The organism is Streptomyces sp. NPDC006339 (assembly GCF_040612775.1).
GTDB lineage: Bacteria > Actinomycetota > Actinomycetes > Streptomycetales > Streptomycetaceae > Streptomyces.
Map to the genome: position 1 here is coordinate 53538 of NZ_JBEXQW010000009.1, position 15847 is coordinate 69384.

General features: G+C 70.9%; 12 protein-coding genes. 10 read left to right on the forward strand and 2 right to left on the reverse strand.

The features are described from left to right. Position 1: 1 nt before the first annotated feature. From ABZ135_RS09580 to ABZ135_RS09615, 8 genes are all read left to right on the forward strand, one after another. Entirely contained in the window at positions 2 to 778 is a 777-nt protein-coding gene (locus tag ABZ135_RS09580) for an SDR family oxidoreductase (protein ID WP_356693575.1), read from the forward strand. A gap of 29 nt (positions 779 to 807) precedes the next feature. Continuing rightward, positions 808 to 2046, forward strand: a complete 1239-nt coding sequence (locus ABZ135_RS09585; RefSeq protein ID WP_356693577.1) for an acyl-CoA dehydrogenase family protein — start codon at positions 808 to 810, stop codon at positions 2044 to 2046. Beyond that, entirely contained in the window at positions 2046 to 3146 is a 1101-nt protein-coding gene (locus tag ABZ135_RS09590; RefSeq protein ID WP_356693579.1) for a phosphotransferase family protein, read from the forward strand. Before ABZ135_RS09585 ends, ABZ135_RS09590 begins: the two co-directional genes overlap by 1 nt. A gap of 315 nt (positions 3147 to 3461) precedes the next feature. Continuing rightward, positions 3462 to 3695 carry a hypothetical protein gene (locus ABZ135_RS09595; RefSeq protein WP_356693581.1) on the forward strand — a complete coding sequence of 78 codons (234 nt, stop codon included), beginning with the start codon at positions 3462 to 3464 and terminating at the stop codon, positions 3693 to 3695. Further along, on the forward strand, positions 3692 to 5344 hold the full coding sequence (locus ABZ135_RS09600) for a transporter (RefSeq protein WP_356693583.1): 1653 nt from the start codon (positions 3692 to 3694) through the stop codon (positions 5342 to 5344). Before ABZ135_RS09595 ends, ABZ135_RS09600 begins: the two co-directional genes overlap by 4 nt. A gap of 186 nt (positions 5345 to 5530) precedes the next feature. Continuing rightward, positions 5531 to 6397, forward strand: a complete 867-nt coding sequence (locus ABZ135_RS09605) for a phytanoyl-CoA dioxygenase family protein (protein WP_356693585.1) — start codon at positions 5531 to 5533, stop codon at positions 6395 to 6397. Between the two features lie 48 nt (positions 6398 to 6445). Next, positions 6446 to 8635 carry a SpoIIE family protein phosphatase gene (locus ABZ135_RS09610; RefSeq protein WP_356693587.1) on the forward strand — a complete coding sequence of 730 codons (2190 nt, stop codon included), beginning with the start codon at positions 6446 to 6448 and terminating at the stop codon, positions 8633 to 8635. Between the two features lie 51 nt (positions 8636 to 8686). Continuing rightward, positions 8687 to 9331 (forward strand): TetR/AcrR family transcriptional regulator, encoded by a 645-nt coding sequence (locus tag ABZ135_RS09615; protein ID WP_356693589.1) that lies wholly within the window; start codon positions 8687 to 8689, stop codon positions 9329 to 9331. 64 nt (positions 9332 to 9395) lie between these two features. Here ABZ135_RS09615 and ABZ135_RS09620 read toward each other — a convergent pair whose 3' ends face one another. Next, positions 9396 to 12611, reverse strand: coding sequence for a cytochrome P450 (locus ABZ135_RS09620; protein ID WP_356693591.1), 3216 nt, complete (start codon positions 12609 to 12611; stop codon positions 9396 to 9398). Positions 12612 to 12863: 252 nt separating this feature from the next. On the opposite strand from ABZ135_RS09620, the gene ABZ135_RS09625 reads away from it, so the two are divergent. Next, complete coding sequence (locus tag ABZ135_RS09625; RefSeq protein ID WP_356693593.1) at positions 12864 to 13925, forward strand: zinc-binding dehydrogenase; 1062 nt, start codon at positions 12864 to 12866, stop codon at positions 13923 to 13925. A 421-nt stretch (positions 13926 to 14346) separates the two neighbouring features. On the opposite strand, the gene ABZ135_RS09630 is transcribed toward ABZ135_RS09625, so the two are convergent. Beyond that, positions 14347 to 15312: a pirin family protein gene (locus ABZ135_RS09630; protein WP_356693595.1), complete on the reverse strand. Its 966-nt coding sequence runs from the start codon at positions 15310 to 15312 to the stop codon at positions 14347 to 14349. A gap of 162 nt (positions 15313 to 15474) precedes the next feature. Between ABZ135_RS09630 and ABZ135_RS09635 the strand changes: the two genes are divergently transcribed. Then, positions 15475 to 15822, forward strand: a complete 348-nt coding sequence (locus ABZ135_RS09635; protein ID WP_356693597.1) for a tetratricopeptide repeat protein — start codon at positions 15475 to 15477, stop codon at positions 15820 to 15822. Positions 15823 to 15847 lie beyond the last annotated feature (25 nt).

The following is a 15847-nucleotide window of genomic DNA, read 5'->3' on the forward strand; positions in this document are numbered from 1 at the left end:
CATGAGCAAGAACCACACCGGCCGATTCTCGGGCCGCACCGCCGTCGTGACCGGGGCGAGCCGGGGCATCGGTCTCGCCGTCGCCGAACGGCTCGTCGCCGAAGGGGCGCGCGTGTGCCTGACCGCGCGCAAGGCCGGGCCCCTCGAAGAGGCGGCGGCCTCCCTCTCCCCGGGCAGCGTCATCACCGTCGCCGGCAGGGCGGACGATCCCGACCACCGTCGCGAGGTCCTGGACACCGTCGCGCGCGAGTTCGGCGGGCTCGACGTCCTCGTGAACAACGCGGGCATCAACCCTGCCTACGGCCCCGTCGTCGGCCTGGACCTCGATGTCGCCCGCAAGGTGCTGGAGGTCAACGTCCTGGCCACCCTCGCCTGGGTGCAGGACGCCGTGGCCCACCCGAAGCTCGGTTTCACCGAACGTCGGGGCACCGTCGTGAACCTCTCCTCCGTCACCGGCGATACCCCGTCACCCGGCATCGGCCTCTACGGCGTGAGCAAGGCGGCGGTGTCCCATCTGACCCGGACCCTGGCCGCCGAACTCGGCCCGGAGATCCGCGTCAACGCGGTGGCCCCCGCCGTGGTGAAGACCCGTTTCGCCGAAGCCCTGTACGAGGGCAGGGAGACCGAGGTGGCCGCGGACTACCCCCTGCGGCGTCTGGGCGTGCCCTCCGACATCGCCTCCGCCGTGGCGTACCTGGCCTCGGAGGACTCCTCCTGGGTCACCGGCCACGTCCTCACCGTCGACGGCGGCCTCACGGTCGCCGGCGGCACCGCATAACGACCGCACCCATCCCACAAAGGACAGCCATGACTACCCCTGACCTTCCGCCCGAGGTCGCGGAACTCGCGGAGCGCACCCGCCGGTTCATCCGCGAGACCGTCGTCGACGCCGAACCCGCCCCCGGCGGCTGTCTCGACCAGGCCACCCGCGACCGGCTCCAGACCGCCGCGAAGGAGGCCGGTGTCTTCGCGCCGCTCGTACCGAAGGAGTACGGCGGGCAGGGCCTGCCCATCGAGCACTGGTCGCCGGTCCTCCAGGAGGCCGGCTACTCGCCGATCGGCCCCAGCGTGCTCAACTGCATGGCCCCCGACGAGGGCAACATGCACATGCTCCACCTCATCGCCACCGAGGAGCAAAAGAAGCGCTACCTCGCGCCTCTGGCGGCCGGCGACGTCCGGTCGTGCTTCGGCATGACCGAGCCCCACCCCGGAGCGGGATCCGACCCGGCCGCGCTGCGGACCACCGCCGTACGCACCACGGGCGGCTGGATCATCGACGGCCACAAGCGCTTCACCAGCGGCGCCGTCGGTGCCGCGTTCTGCATCGTCATGGCGCGCACCCCGGCCGTCGACGGCTCCCCCGAGGGGGCCACCATGTTCCTCGTCGACCTGACGAACCCCGGGATCCGGGTCGGCGAGGCGATCCACACCGTCGACCGCGCCATCGGCGGCGGCCACCCGCACCTGTACCTGGAGAACTGCTTCGTCCCCGACGACGCGGTCCTCGGCGAGGTCGGACTCGGCTTCCGCTACGCGCAGGTACGGCTCGGCCCCGCGCGGCTCACGCACTGCATGCGCTGGTTGGGACTGGCGCGCCGGGCGCACGACATCGCGCTGGACCGGGCCGCGAAGAGGGAGCTGTTCGGCGGTCCGATCGACTCGCTCGGCCTGGCCCAGCACCTGATCGCCGAGTCCGTCATCGACATCGAGACCTCCGACGCGATCATCACCAAGACCGCGGCCCTGCTGCACAGCGACCCGAAGGCGGGCTCGGCGATGTCCTCGGTCGCGAAGGTCCACTGCTCCGAGGCGATCCACCGGGTGATCGACCGTGCCATCCAGATCTGCGGCGGCGACGGCGTCTCCGACGGACTCCCGCTGGCGCAGTACCTGAACGAGGTGCGTCCGTTCCGCATCTACGACGGCTCCAACGAGACCCACCGGTGGGCCATCGCACGCCGTGCCTCGGCCGGTCGGCGGACCGCCGTCCAGGCCGGTGAGCGATACCTGGGCGACGCCGTCGTCGGCCGGAACGAGGGCGCGTGATGCAGACCGTCCCCGACGGCGTGGAGGTCGTCGCGAGCCGCGAGCGGGCCCGTCACCTCGACAGCCCTCCGCTCCTGGTCCTCGACGCGGTCACCGGCTTCCTCGACGCACACGGCATCGGCAGCGGACCGCTCGCGTGGCAGCGCATCGGCGACGGCCACTCCAACGTCACCTACCTGATCGAGCGCGGCGGCGAGTCCGTCGTCCTGCGCCGCGGCCCGCGCCCGCCGCTGCCGAAGTCGACGCACGACATGGTGCGCGAGGCCCGCATCCAGAAGATCCTCCACGGGCACGGGGGGCCGGTGCCGGAGATCCTCGCCGTCTGCGAGGACGAGGACGTCCTGGGCGTGCCGTTCTACCTCATGTCCCGGCTCGACGGCACGGTCGTCACCGACACGATCCCGCCCCACCTCTCCCCCGCTGAACAGCGCCGGCTGACCAGCGAGGCGGTCGTCGACACCCTCGTCGCCCTGCACGGCATCGATGTCACCGAAGGGGAACTCGCCACCCTGGGCCGCCCCGAGGGGTATCTGCGCCGACAGGTCGAGCGGTTCCGCGGCCTCTGGGAGGTCAACACCACCCGCGGCCTGCCCGCGGTGGAGCGCATCGCGGACTGGCTCGCCCAGAACCTGCCGACGAGCCAGTCGGCGTCGGTGGTGCACGGCGACTACCGCATGGGCAACCTCATGTTCGCCCCGCGGGCCCCGGCCGAGGTCCTCGCGATCCTCGACTGGGAGATGGCCACGCTCGGCGACCCGCTCGCGGACCTGGGCTACCTCACCGCCACCTGGTCCGAGGCCGGCAGCCCTGCCACCCCGCTCGAACTCACCAAGGTGACTCGTTCACCCGGCTACCTCACCCGGTGTCAACTGGCAGAGCGCTACCAGCGCCGCACGGGCCTCGATCTCACCCCGCTCCCCTGGTACCAGACCCTCGCCCTCTGGAAGGCGGCGATCTTCTGCGAGGCCATCCACACCCGCTGGCTGCGCGGCGAGCGTCCCCACGACACCACCTTCGGACCGTCGCTCGAAACGGGTGTCCCCCGGCTCCTGGAGCGGGCCGGGCACTACGCCGGCCTGACCGCGACCAGCCGCCGCTGACGCCCGAGGCCCGCGGTGCGAGGCGCTTCACCAGCCTCACCGCGGCCGGGCCGTCGTGCTCTGACGTCACGCCGAGGCCGCCGTTCGCCGTAGAACTGGTGCGCCTTCCCCCGCGGACGCCGCGCCACCGTCGAACCCCGGCGGTCACCGGCATGGCTTCCGACCGGTACGGAGCACGGCTGCCCGGCTCCCTCGCCCGTCCTCGACGGCTGCGACCGTCCCCCGCCCCCACGCATCGAGTCCGTCTTCCCTGTCCTTCCAGAGAGAGGTCCCGTGCCCTCCGATTCCTCCCGGCATTCCCCCCGTGACACACGGATGCTGGTCACCGTCAACGCGCTGCCGCTCGCCGTCGGCGTCCTGCTCTCCTGCTCCACGACTCTCGGAGAGATCTCCGTGTACGGCCGTCTCACCCTCGCCATCACGTGGGCATTCACCCAGTTGGTCGTCCTCGTCGGCGGGACCTGGTGGTACGAGAACCGGGCCGCGTCCTCCTGCGAACCGGCCTCGGCGACGACGGCCGCCTCCCGTTCGGCCGGGGGCGTGCGGTGACGACGCAACTCCTGAGCGTCGGCTCGCCCGATCTCATCGGCACCGCCGCGAGGGGCGCGGTCATCAGCGCCTTCCTCATCTTCATCGGCCTCTGCCTGCTGTGGGTCTTCACGCTCGCCACGCAGGACGACGACCCGGAACGCCTCTACGTCGCCGGCCGGTCCCTCCCGCCCGTCTTCAACGGCGTCGCGATGGCGGGAGAACAGATCACGGTCATCATCCTGGTCTCGCTGCCGGGAGCGATCGCCCTCTTCGGCTACGACGGAGTCTCGACCGCCGTCGACAGCGCCCTCGCACTCGGCGTCTTCCTGCTCCTCGCCCCCAGGATTCGCGCGACCCGCCGCTACACCCTGGGCGAGCTGTTCTCCCTGCGCGCCGAGGGGCCGGGAGTAGGGATCGCCGGCGCCGTGGTGACCCTGTGCATCGCCGTGCCCCTGCTCATGGTGCAACTGCGGGCCGGCGGCATCACCACCGCCCTGCTGATCGGCATGCCGAGCGAGCGGGCCCAGGTGGTGTGCACGGTGCTGATGGGATTCCTGGTCACGTGCTTCGCAGGGGTGGCCGATCTGCGCGGCACCAGTTTCGTGCAGGTCGCCAAAGTGCCCGTGGCCCTGGTGACGCTCGCCGCGGTGACCCTGCTGGCGCTCCGCTTTTTCGACTGGAGTCCCGGATCCCTGCTGTCGGCGGCCATGGACACGAGCGTGTCACCGGGCGGATACCTCAGCCCCGGACTGTGGGAGCACTCCGCCGGAGGCGGACCGCTCGGCACGCTCAGTGACCACATCGTCGTCATCCTCGGAACCGCGATGATGCCCCACCTGCTCCTGCGCGTCAGCGCCAGCCGGGACGTGCCCGCCGCCCGGCGCTCACTGAGCGTCGCCGTCGGGCTGACCGGCCTCTTCTACCTGCTGCTGATCACGACCGGCTTCGCCGCGGCCGGGGTGGTGGGCAGCGGTCGGATCGGAGCGGTCGACGCGAAGGGGCAGGGAGCCCCGATCCTCCTGGCGTCGGAGGTCCTCCCCCACCACTCCACCGGCCGGGTCGTGCTCATCACCCTCGTGGCCTGTGTCGCCTTCCTCGCCGTGCTCACGGCCGTGGCGAGCGTGACCTTCGCCGCCGCCGTCTCCGTGACCCGCGACCTGCTCGGGCGGGAGGGCCGTACCCGGATCGGGATCGGAGAGCCGGCGGTCCTGCGGCTGTCCGTCGTCGCGCTCTGCGTCGTGAGTCTTCTCCTCACCACCGCCGTACACCGCTATCCCATCGAGTTCCTCCTCGCCTTCTCGCTGAGCCTCGCGGCCACCTGCGTGTTCCCCGCCGTCGTCTATTCCTTCCTCTGGACCGGCTTCAACCGCCGCGGGCTACTGTGGCTCGTCTACGGAGGGCTGTCCCTGTGCACCCTCCTGACCCTCGCCTCCCCCGCTGTGTCCGGGACGAAATACGCGCTGCTGCCGGAGCAGGACTTCAACCTGTTCCCGCTCCACACCCCCGGCCTGATCTCCGTACCGGCGGCCTTCCTCCTCGGATGGCTCGGCAGCACGCGTCCCTGGGAGCGGACCACACACCGCCGGCACACGGCGCCGGGACCCGTTTCTGCCCGTAGCGCCCCCGCAGCTCGCGTCGGCTCCGGCAAGGACGCCGTGAGCGGATAGCTCCGCCGTGCCCGCGACCGGACTGTGCATCGTGCACCGGGCCCGGGCGAAGCAGGTGCCCGCTGTCGTTCTCGCCTGCGGTACCGGCTGGCGACAGTGAGACGACCACCACAGGAACAACGCGGAAACGCCTGACCACCGAGCCCACCTGATCAACCGCGCTTCGGATCGAGGAAGAGGACACGCATGACGACCCAGAAGAAGACCCAGACGCTGACGTCCGTGGCGAACGACACGCCGGCGGAGGAGATCCTCGAGATCGTGACGCGTGACGGCGGCGTCATCATCGAGGGCTTTCTGACACAGGAGCAGCTCGTCCGTTTCAACGCCGAGATCGAGCAGCCGCTGCGGGCGCTCGCCCCGGGGTCCCTGCACGAGGACGAGATCGTGGCCGCGTTCCACGGCAGCAACACCAAGCGCCTCACGAACCTGGTGACGCACAGCGCCACGTTCCGCAGCGAGGTCATCGACCATCCCCTGGTCCACGAGATCAGCGACCTGGTCTTCCTCCAGGAGTCGGGCACGTACTGGATGACCACCGCCCAGGTGATCGAGATCGGCCCCGGCAACAAGGCGCAGATGCTCCACCGTGACCTGGAGAACTGGTTCCCGTTCATCGGCATGGGGCCCGGCGGGCCGGAAGTCACCATCAACTTCCTGGTCGCCCTGACCGACTTCACGGAGGAGAACGGCGCCACCCGCGTCATCCCCGGAAGCAACCACTGGAGCGACTTCGAGGACCGCGGGACGCCCGAGCAGACGATCCCCGCCGTCATGAACGCCGGGGACGTCCTTCTCTTCAGCGGCAAGACCGCGCACGGCGGCGGGGCGAACCGGACCGACCACGAGTACCGGCGTGGCCTCGCCTTCGCGTTCAACGCGGGCTTCCTCACCGGTGAGGAGGCGTACCCCTTCCTGGTCGACAGGGAGCTCGCCAAGACGCTCTCGCCGCGCGTCCAGCGCATGCTCGGCTTCCGCTCCCAGTACCCCACGGGCTCTCCCGGCCTGTGGCAGGTCGACTACGCCGACCTGGGCGACCACCTCGGTCTCTGAGGTCCGGGTCGATCAGAGGCCGCCACAGCCGTCCGAGGAGCGCACGCCATGGCTTTCCCGTACATTCGCACTATGGGAACCGAGGTCGATGCGTTCCTTGGTCAGATGGCCCGCCACCTCAGACCCGAGGTGAAGAAGCTGTCCGGCCTGCTTCTCCAGCGTCTGAACGGCGAACTCCCCGAACTGTGGGAGAACGCGGACATCGCGGCCCTGACCCTGGAGGAGACCGCCCAGCACGTCACCGCCCTGCTGGATCTCCTGGAGGCCCACCCCGGCGCGAGCGCGCCGGAAGCTCCTCCGGCAGCCCTGGACATCGCCCGCCTCTACGCCCGGCGGGGGATCCCGGTGAGCCGGCTCCTCCGCGCCTACCGGCTCGACCATCTCACCCTGCTCGAACAGCTCCAGGCCGAAGCTCCCCGCCTCACCGACGACTGGCGCATGATCAACCAGGCCACGGTGAGGCTGGTCGCGATCGGTTTCGACTACGTGGACCGTTCCTCGGAGGAGGTCGTCGCCGCCTATCAGGAGGAACGCGACCGTCTGCTGCGGCGTCGGCTCGCCCTCACCGACAGGGCGAGCAAGCGGATCGGGACCACGCTCGACATCTCCCGCACCGCGGAGGAGCTGACGGAGGTCTGCACCGAGGACTTCGCCGACTTCGTCACCGTCGACCTCTTCGTCTCCGCACTCGACGAGACCGGCACCGGTCCGCCGGAGGCCCTGACGCAGCGCCGCGTCGCCCAGCGCTCCGTCCTCGACGACTGTCCGGAGTCCCCGCTCCGCGTCGGTGGGACCCACACCTACCCCGACGACTCCGAACCGGTTCGCGCACTGACCACCGGACGGTCCGTCCTGCACCACATCGCGGGGACCGAGATGCCCCCGTGGGTGGCGCCGTCGGAATTCCACGGCCGAGTGCTGCGTGACCTCGGGCTTCACTCCGTACTCCTCGTGCCTCTGCACGCCCGTGGGGAGACCCTCGGCCTGGTGCAGTTCGTACGCCACCGCACCTCGGCCCCCTTCGACGACGACGACCTCCTGCTGGCGCAGGAGATCGCCTCCAGGGCGGCGGTGTCCATCGACAACGCCCGCCGGTACACCCATGAACGTTCCACCGCGCTCGCCCTCCAGCGAACCCTGCTGCCGCGGAACACGGTGGAACACGCGGCCGTCGAAACCGCCTCGCGCTACCTGCCCGCCGGATCCCGAGCCGGCGTGGGCGGCGACTGGTACGACGTCATTCCCCTGTCCGGGGCCCGCGTCGCTCTCGTCGTCGGCGACGTGGTCGGTCGCGGCCTGCACGCCGCCGCCACCATGGGCCGGCTCCGTACAGCCGTCCGCGCCTTCGCCGACATCGACCTCATGCCCGATGAACTCCTCACGCATCTGGACGACGTGGTCATCCGCATGCAGCGCGAGGAGTCGGCGGACGAGGGCGAGACCAGCGCCACCTGCCTGTACGCGATCTACGACCCCGTCTCGCGCAGGTGCTCGCTGGCCAGTGCAGGCCATGTCCCGCCGACCGTGGTGACCCCCTCGAAGATCAGCGGGGCCTTGCCCGAGGTACCGATCGGACCGCCTCTCGGCCTGGGTGGACTCCCGTTCGAAACCGCGGAGTTCGAGCTTCCGGAGGACAGCCTGCTGGTTCTGCACACCGACGGGCTGATCGCCGGCCGCGCGCGTGACGTGGACCAAGGACTCGCCACGCTGCACGACGTCCTCACCTCGGCGCCGGACTCGCTGGAGGAGATCTGCGACCGGCTCCTGGCCGCACTGCTGCCCGGCCGCCCCGCCGACGACGTCGCCCTGCTCGTCGCCCGGACCCACGCCCTCGACCCGGACCACGTCGCCACGATGGACCTCCCGTCCGATCCGGCGGCCGTGTCCGGGGCCCGCCGCTTCGCCTCCGACGTCCTGACGGCCTGGGGAGTGGAGGAACTTTCCTTCACCACGGAGCTGGTCGTCAGCGAACTGGTCACGAACGCGATCCGCTACGGCAAGAGCCCCATCCGGCTGCGGCTGATCCTCCAGTCGACGCTCACCTGCGAGGTCTCGGACGCCAGCAGCACCGCCCCGCATCTGCGCCGCGCCCGCGTCTTCGACGAAGGCGGTCGCGGCCTGCTCCTCGTGGCCCAGTGCGCGGAGCGCTGGGGGACGCGACACGGCCGCGAGGGCAAGGTCATCTGGGCCGAGCAGGCTCTCCCCGCGGACAGCGCGTCGATTGCCGAAGTGACGTAACGCCTGATCCGGGCCGACTTGATCGATCGACTAAGTCGATATAGTGGGCCTATGGCTCATGTTTCCGCGGCGGAGCGCCGCCCTCAGTTGATCAAGGCGGCCATCGACCTCATGACCCGGGAGGGCGTCGCCGCGGGGAGCACCCGCGCCATCGCCGCGGAGCTCGGTGTCGCGCAGGCCACCGTCCACTACACCTTCGGTACGAAGGAGGACCTGTACCGAGCCGTCATGGACCAGATCACCGACGAGCTGGTCGCGCAGGTGCGGCGGGCGGCGCCGGAGGACGCGGGCTTCGAGGAGACCTTCAGCGCGCTGGCGGGTGCCCTGTGGGGCACGGTGCGCGAGCCGACGTCGCACCACCAGTTGCTCAGCGAGCTGACCATGTTCGCCCTGCGCGTGCCCGGCCTCAACGAGGCCCGGCAGAGCCACTACCGGCGGGTCATAGAGGTGACCGCGCAGGTGATCGCGGAGACGGCCGAGAGGACGGGGCAGGAACTGGCCGAGTCTCCGGAGACGGTGGCCCGGTTCTTCCTCTCCGGCTTCGACGGACTCACCATGCAGGTCCTCCAGTGCCTGCCGGACGAGGCCACCGAGCGGACGGGACTCAGGGCACTCGTGGGCGCGACCGTGGCGCTGGCCAAGGGGGACCTCGACCTGCCTGACGTACCGATGACCCCTGACGTACCGATGGCCTGACGCGACGCGAAAACGGTGGTGGGCGCACCCGGAAGGTGCACCCACCACCGTTTCTGCGTGAGGATCAGCCGGCCCAGACGTCCTCGACGTAGCGTCCGGACCCTACGAGCGCGGCGAGCCACGCCACGGCCCGCTCGTCACTCTCACCGGTCCGTTCGCGGTAGATCGCCATGAACGCCTCCCGTACGGCGGGTGCCATGCGACGGCCGTCGCCGCAGATGTAGACGCGCCCACCGGCTTCCAGGACCGACCACACCTCCTCGCTCTCGCGGGCGATGCGCTCCTGGACGAAACGGGCACCGTTCTCGGGCGCGTGCATGAAGGTGGGACGCATGCTGACGGCGCCGTCCGCCTCGGCCGCCTCGAACTCCTCCCGGTGCAGGAAGTCCACGTCGGGATGGTCGCAGCCGAAGTAGCAGAGCAGGGTGCCGGTCGAGCCCGTGTGGTGGCGGTCCAGGACGGCTCCGCGGAAGGGCGCGAGTCCGGTGCCCGCGCTGACCAGAATCACCGGTACGGAGGTGTCCTCGGGGAGGCGGAAGGATTCGCTGCACGGCAGGACCCGGGCCTGGATCACGTCACCCGCGTTCACGGTCTGCAGGAAGTGCGAGGCGATGCCCCGGAAGGTGCCCTCGCCCGACCGGTGGGGCGCTGCGAGCAGCGACACCATCAGGTCGGCCTCGCCGGGCCGGGCCGCGGCGGACGACGAGATCGAGTAGTGCCGGGGACGCAGGACCGGGAGCAGCTCCAGGAAGCGCTCGAAGGGCAGTTCGCACGCGCGGTAGCGCTCCAGGAGGTCCAGGACGCTGAGCCCCGCGACGGTCACCTGCTCCCGGAAGGTCTCGGGGTCGGCGGTGGCGAGGGCGGTGAGCGGCTGCTTCTCGGGCGGGCATTCGGTGTGCTCGGCGAGCACGGCGACCTGCTCCTGGGTGGCCGCGTCCTGGAGCTCGACGAAGTCGGTGAGCAGGCGGCGCAGGGTCAGCGGCCGGTCCACGGGCAGGGCGCTCCGGCTCCGGCGGCGGGCGCGCAGCCGGACGGTGCGGTCCAGGTCGAGGCCGAAGCGGTCGGCGACGCGCTGGACGAGGTCCTCGGGGTTGCTGGGCAGGACGGCGAGGTGGTCGGCGGTGCGGTAGGTGACGCCCTCGGGCAGCCGGAGCCTCAGGAACCGCTTGGAGCGGCCCAGCTCGTGGTCGGTGTCGACGAGTTCGTACGCTTCGAGGACCTCCATCGGCTGGACGCCGTGGCGCTCGGCGAGACCGCCGAGGACCGACTCCGAGGTGTCCTCCAGCTCGTACAGTCCTTCCCCGTCCGCCACGGGTGCGGGGGCGGCCGCTTCACCGGCGACCGCCTCGCCGTACTCCTCCAGGAGCGCCTTCCACAGGTCTTCCGTCCACTGGTCGACCGCTCCGCCGAAGTCGCCGGAGGCGTCGGCGCTGCCTCGCTCCAGGAGCGGGACGGCGCCGGCGGCGGTCAGGCGCTCGTCGATCAGGGTGGGGATCCGCTGGTAGGTGGCGGCCCAGTTGCGGTCGCCGACACCGAGGACGGCGTAGCGCAGCCCGGTGAGCGAGCCGGGGGCGAGGTTCTCCAGGGAGGCGACGAACTCGGCGGCGTCGTCGGTCGGGCGGCCGTTGTAGGAGGCGGCGACGATGACGACGGGGCCCTTGGAGCCGGCCAGCCTCTCCGTGTACGCGTCGAGGGGGGCGACGGTCGGGGCGAAGCCGTGCTCCTCGCCGTCCGTGCCGAGGTCGCGGGCGATGCCGGCGCAGGTGCCGAGGTTGGAGCCGTGGAGCAGCGTCAGTGCGGTCCCGTTCGCCCGGCGCGTCACGGCCGCGGCCCGGCCCGCGGTGGCGTCCACCGCCGCGGCGACGGGCAGGCGCCGTTCGTCGCTGGTGCGGCGGGCGAGCCTCAGGCTGAACCCGTCGGGCTTGATCGTCAGCGTCGACTTGATCTTCATCTGGTAGTCGGTGTGGTCGATCAGGCGGTAGCGGTGCACCAGCAGGCCGAGCAGCAGGGTGGCCTCGTGCAGCGCGAACTGGCGTCCGATGCAGGCCCGTTCGCCGTTGCCGAACGGCTTGAAGGCGTGGACCGAGCGGGCCGCCTCCCGCTCGGGAGTGAAGCGCTCGGGGTCGAACAGCTCGACGTTCTCCCCCCAGGCCGCGTCGCGGTGCAGGGCCGAGGCGATCACCATCAGCGACTCGCCCTTGCGTACGGGGTACTTGCCGCCGATGACGGTGTCCTCGATCGGCTCGACGGCGTACGCGGGCGCCGTCGGCCACAGTCGAAGGCTCTCGTTGAGTATCTGGCGGATGTAGGTGAGCTTGCCGATGTCGCCGTACTGGGGGTCCGGGGATTCGGTGTCGCCCCACAGAGCGTCCACCTCGGCCTGGGCCCGGGCGAGGACCTCCGGGTGCTTGGTCAGGTAGTACAGGGCGAAGGAGAGCGCGCTGCTGGTGGTCTCGTGGCCGGCGATCAGGAAGGTGATCACCTGGTGCCGGATGTTGACGTCGTCCAGCGGCTCGCCGGTGACGGGGTCCTTCGTGTGCAGCATCAGCCCCATCAGGTCGTCCGTGCTGGTGTCGCCGGAGGCGCGGCGCTCCCTGATCACGTCGTCGACGAGGTCCGTCATCAGGTCGATGTCCGCGCGGAACTGCTCGACCTTCTTCCTCTTGAACAGCTCGGAGCCCGGGATGGACTCGCCCTTCTCCTGAGCGAAGACGAGAGCCCGGGACATCGCTTCGACGAACGGGTGCAGGTCGTCGCGGCGGAAGGACTGGAAGTCGTAGCCGAAGCCGCACAGGCCGATCGTGTCGAAGGTCAGCCGGGTCATCTCGTCGGGCACGTCCACCGACTGCACTCCGGCCAGCCGGTCCCACTTGTCGATCAGCGAACGGGCGACCTTGAGCATCGGGTCGTGGTAGCTGCGCATCGCGCCGAGTGAGAACGCGGGCATCAGGATGTCGTGGGCCTTGCGCCAGTTCGGTTCGTGGTTGTAGGCGGTGAACAGACCGTCCCCGGCCAGAGCCCGGACCTCGACCAGGTCGGCGTGCACGTGCTTGCGGAAGCGGGTCTCGTCCGACAGCTCGGTCACGAGGTCCAGACCGCCGACCATGACGGTGTCCCTCCCGAAGAGCCGCAGCCGGTACACGGGCCCGAACTCCTTGAACTCCTTCAGCAGGTAGGCCAGGAAGTCCGCGCCCGCCGGAACGTTGAACGCGTGGCCTACGAGGGGCAGCGGGGGGCGCTCGGGGATCGCCCGCGCCGCGCCTACGGACACCTGAGTCATGAGCGTGCCTTTCGTTGCACTCCAGCAGTCACCAGCCAACATACACGCGACTTTGTCAGGTGAACATGTCGAATGACTGTACTGAACGACACAGTCGTTGGACGGAACTCGGAGCATGCCGTGAACGTCCGGCGGGAGCGGCTTGACAGGTGACAGCGTCAGTAGACACGGTTAAGCGACACGGTCAGTCGACCACGTCGAGCGCCTGAGCTCTACGCGCGCTTCCTCCACCGAACACATCGAGGTCTCCGCATGAACACCATGCTGGCCGGGCGGCTGCGCCTGGACACCCGTACCTTCGCCGTCGAAGAGGTCCCCATCCCGGTCCCCGGCCCGGGCGAGGTCCTCGTGGAGGTGCGGGCCGCCGGCGTCTGCCTGTCCGACATCCATCTGATCGACGGCAGCCTGAGCCCCTTCTTCCCCACCGACGCCGTCACGAAGGCGGGCGCCGTCACCCTCGGCCACGAGGTCGCCGGAGTCGTCCACACCCTCGGCCCGGACGTGAAGGGCGACTGGACGCCCGGACAGCGCGTGGTCCTCCAGGCCGGCGAGGCGTGCGGCGACTGCGGCGGCTGCCTGCGACGGATGACGTGCCACCGGCCGATCACCCGCGGCCTGGACTACGACGGCGGCTGGGCGCAGTACGCGATCGCCCGCGAGGGCACGCTGCTGCCCATCCCGGACGACCTGCCCTTCGACCAGGCCGCGATCATCCCCGACGCGGTCTCCACCCCGTACGCCGCGATCGTGGGAACCGGCGCGGTCCGCCCCGCCCAGTCGGTCGGCATCTGGGGCGCGGGCGGCCTCGGCGCCCACGCCGCGCGGCTCGCCCGGATGGTCGGCGCGGCCCCGATCCTCGCGATCGACCCGCTGCCCTCGGCCCGCGAGCGGGCCCTCCTCTTCGGCGCGGACGTCGCCCTGGACCCCCTCGCCCCGGACTTCGCGGAGGCGGTGCGGGAGGCGACGGCCGGGCGCGGCCTCGACGTCGCGTTCGACTTCGCCGGCGTGGGTGCCGCCCGCGTCCAGGCCGCGTCGGTCCTCGGCCCCTTCGGTTCGCTCGTCCTCGCCGGACTCACCCCGGAGCCGGTCACGATCGCCGACAGCATCGGATTCTGCTTCAACGTCAACCAGGTCCGCGGCCACTACGGTTCCGAGCCGGAGCACGTGGAACAGCTCGTCGGACTGGCCGCCGCCGGACGGATCGACCTCGGCCCCTCCGTCAGCGCCCACGTCCCGCTGGCGGAAGCCGCGGAGGCCGTCGCCCGCCTGGAGAAGAAGATCGGAGACCCGATCCGCCTCGTTCTCACTCCCTGAGCGGCATGGGGCGGTGGCAGCTCGCTCCTCACACGCGGACGAACCACCACCGCCCCACCGTCGCCCGGAAACCGGCGGAACCCGTCAGCCTCCCTGCCCACCGTCCAGCGCCGCGACCATGCCGGCCACGATCACCGTGTTGAAGACGAACGCGATGGTCGCCTTCGGCTGCCAACCCGCGAGACTACAGTGCGCGACGGGAGCAGCACCCGAAACCCGCCCTCTGACCAAGGCGATGATCGGCACTGCTTCGGGGGCCGGGCACGCCAGGTCGCCAGTACGGCTACCAAGCGGGGAAGCCACTTCCCCCGGCACACACGAGAGAAGGTGCGAAACCATCGCTCCCGGCGGCACGCCGAAAGTCGGAGGCACAGCCGAGCAAGCCTGCTTCGGACATCGGCTGCGAGGAGGCAACCCCAGGTCAGCGCACCCTCCCCCGCGCCTTCAGCGGGGTCGCCGGGACCTCCGGGGCGGGGAGGGGGGCGCCGTCGTAGCCCTTGACCTCGCCGAAGCGGGTGCCGGACATCCAGTCCTCGCGGGCCTGGCGGATCTCGTCGTCCGTGCGGCCGACGAAGTTCCACCACATGACGATCTCCTCCTCGAACGGCTCGCCGCCCAGGAGCATCAGGCCCGCGTCGGAGGCGGCCCGCAGGGGGAGTTCGGTGCGGCCGCAGCCGAGGTAGAGCATGGAGCCGGGGAGCACGGGGACGTCGTCGACGTGAGCCTCGCCGGACATGGACAGGACCGCGTACTCGAAGTCGGGGTCGAGCGGGAGGCGGGCCTCGGTGCCGGCGGCGAGGGTGAGGTCCGCGCCGACGAGGGGGGTGTACGTAAGGCCCGGGGAGACCGCGCCGTCGAGGGCGCCGAGGATGACCGTGGCGGTCAGGCCGGGTGCCGTGACCTGCGGGAGCTCGGCGTGGTGCTGGAAGTGAGGCTCGACGTGGCGGTGGGCGTCGGGCAGGGCCACCCACAGTTGGGCGCCGTGCAGGTAGCGGGCGTGGGACCGGGGGCTCTCCTCGGAGTGGGAGATGGCCCGGCCGGAGGTCATCAGGCCCAGTTCGCGCGGGCGGACGGTCTGCAGGCTGCCGGTCGAGTCACGGTGCAGCACCTCGCCCTCGTGCAGCCAGCTCACCGTCTGCAGGCCCATGTGCGGGTGGGGCGGAACCTGCATGCCGGGTTCGTCGGCGATGTCGTCGGGCCCGTAGTGGTCGACGAAGGCCCAGGCGCCGACCATGCGGCGGCCGAGGTTGGGGAGCAGACGGCGGACCTCGGTCGATTCGCCGAGCTGGACGTGGCGGGGACTGAGGAGTTCTCGTACCGGTTCGGCGACGACGAAGCCCCGGCCACCGCAGACCTGGAGGGTGGCCTGGCGATCAAGATTGCTCATGCCGCTCAACCTATTCCTGTCGGGGCGCCGCGCGGGGCGGACCACGCCACAATGTTGGTGGAATTTTAAACTACTTCGCCGGGTTGACGACAGCGGACCCACGGACCTCCGGCTCCCCGGGCGTCCGGAACTCCGATCGCGACGACAGAGAGAGTGTGAACGGTGAGCGAGGACACGTACTACGAGTTCGGCACGGCGGCCGACCGGTGGAGCCGCGCGCAACTGTTCTTCGAGGCGAAGGAGTACCTGACGGCCGCCCGCATCCTGCGCGGCCTGGTGGCCGAGCACCCGGACCAGACGGCCCAGCGGCTGCTCCTCGCCCGGGCGTACTACCACTCCGCCCAGCTCGCGCGGGCCGAGGAGGAGCTCCGGGCCGTCCTGGAGCGGGACCCCGTCGAGTACTACGCCCGACTGATGCTCGGCCGCACCCTGGAGCGGCAGGGGCGGGCCGAGGAGGCCGCGCCGCACCTGCGGCTCGCCGCCGCCATGGCTGGCGACACCGCCGAGTGAGACCCACCCCGCGGGTACCGGCCGG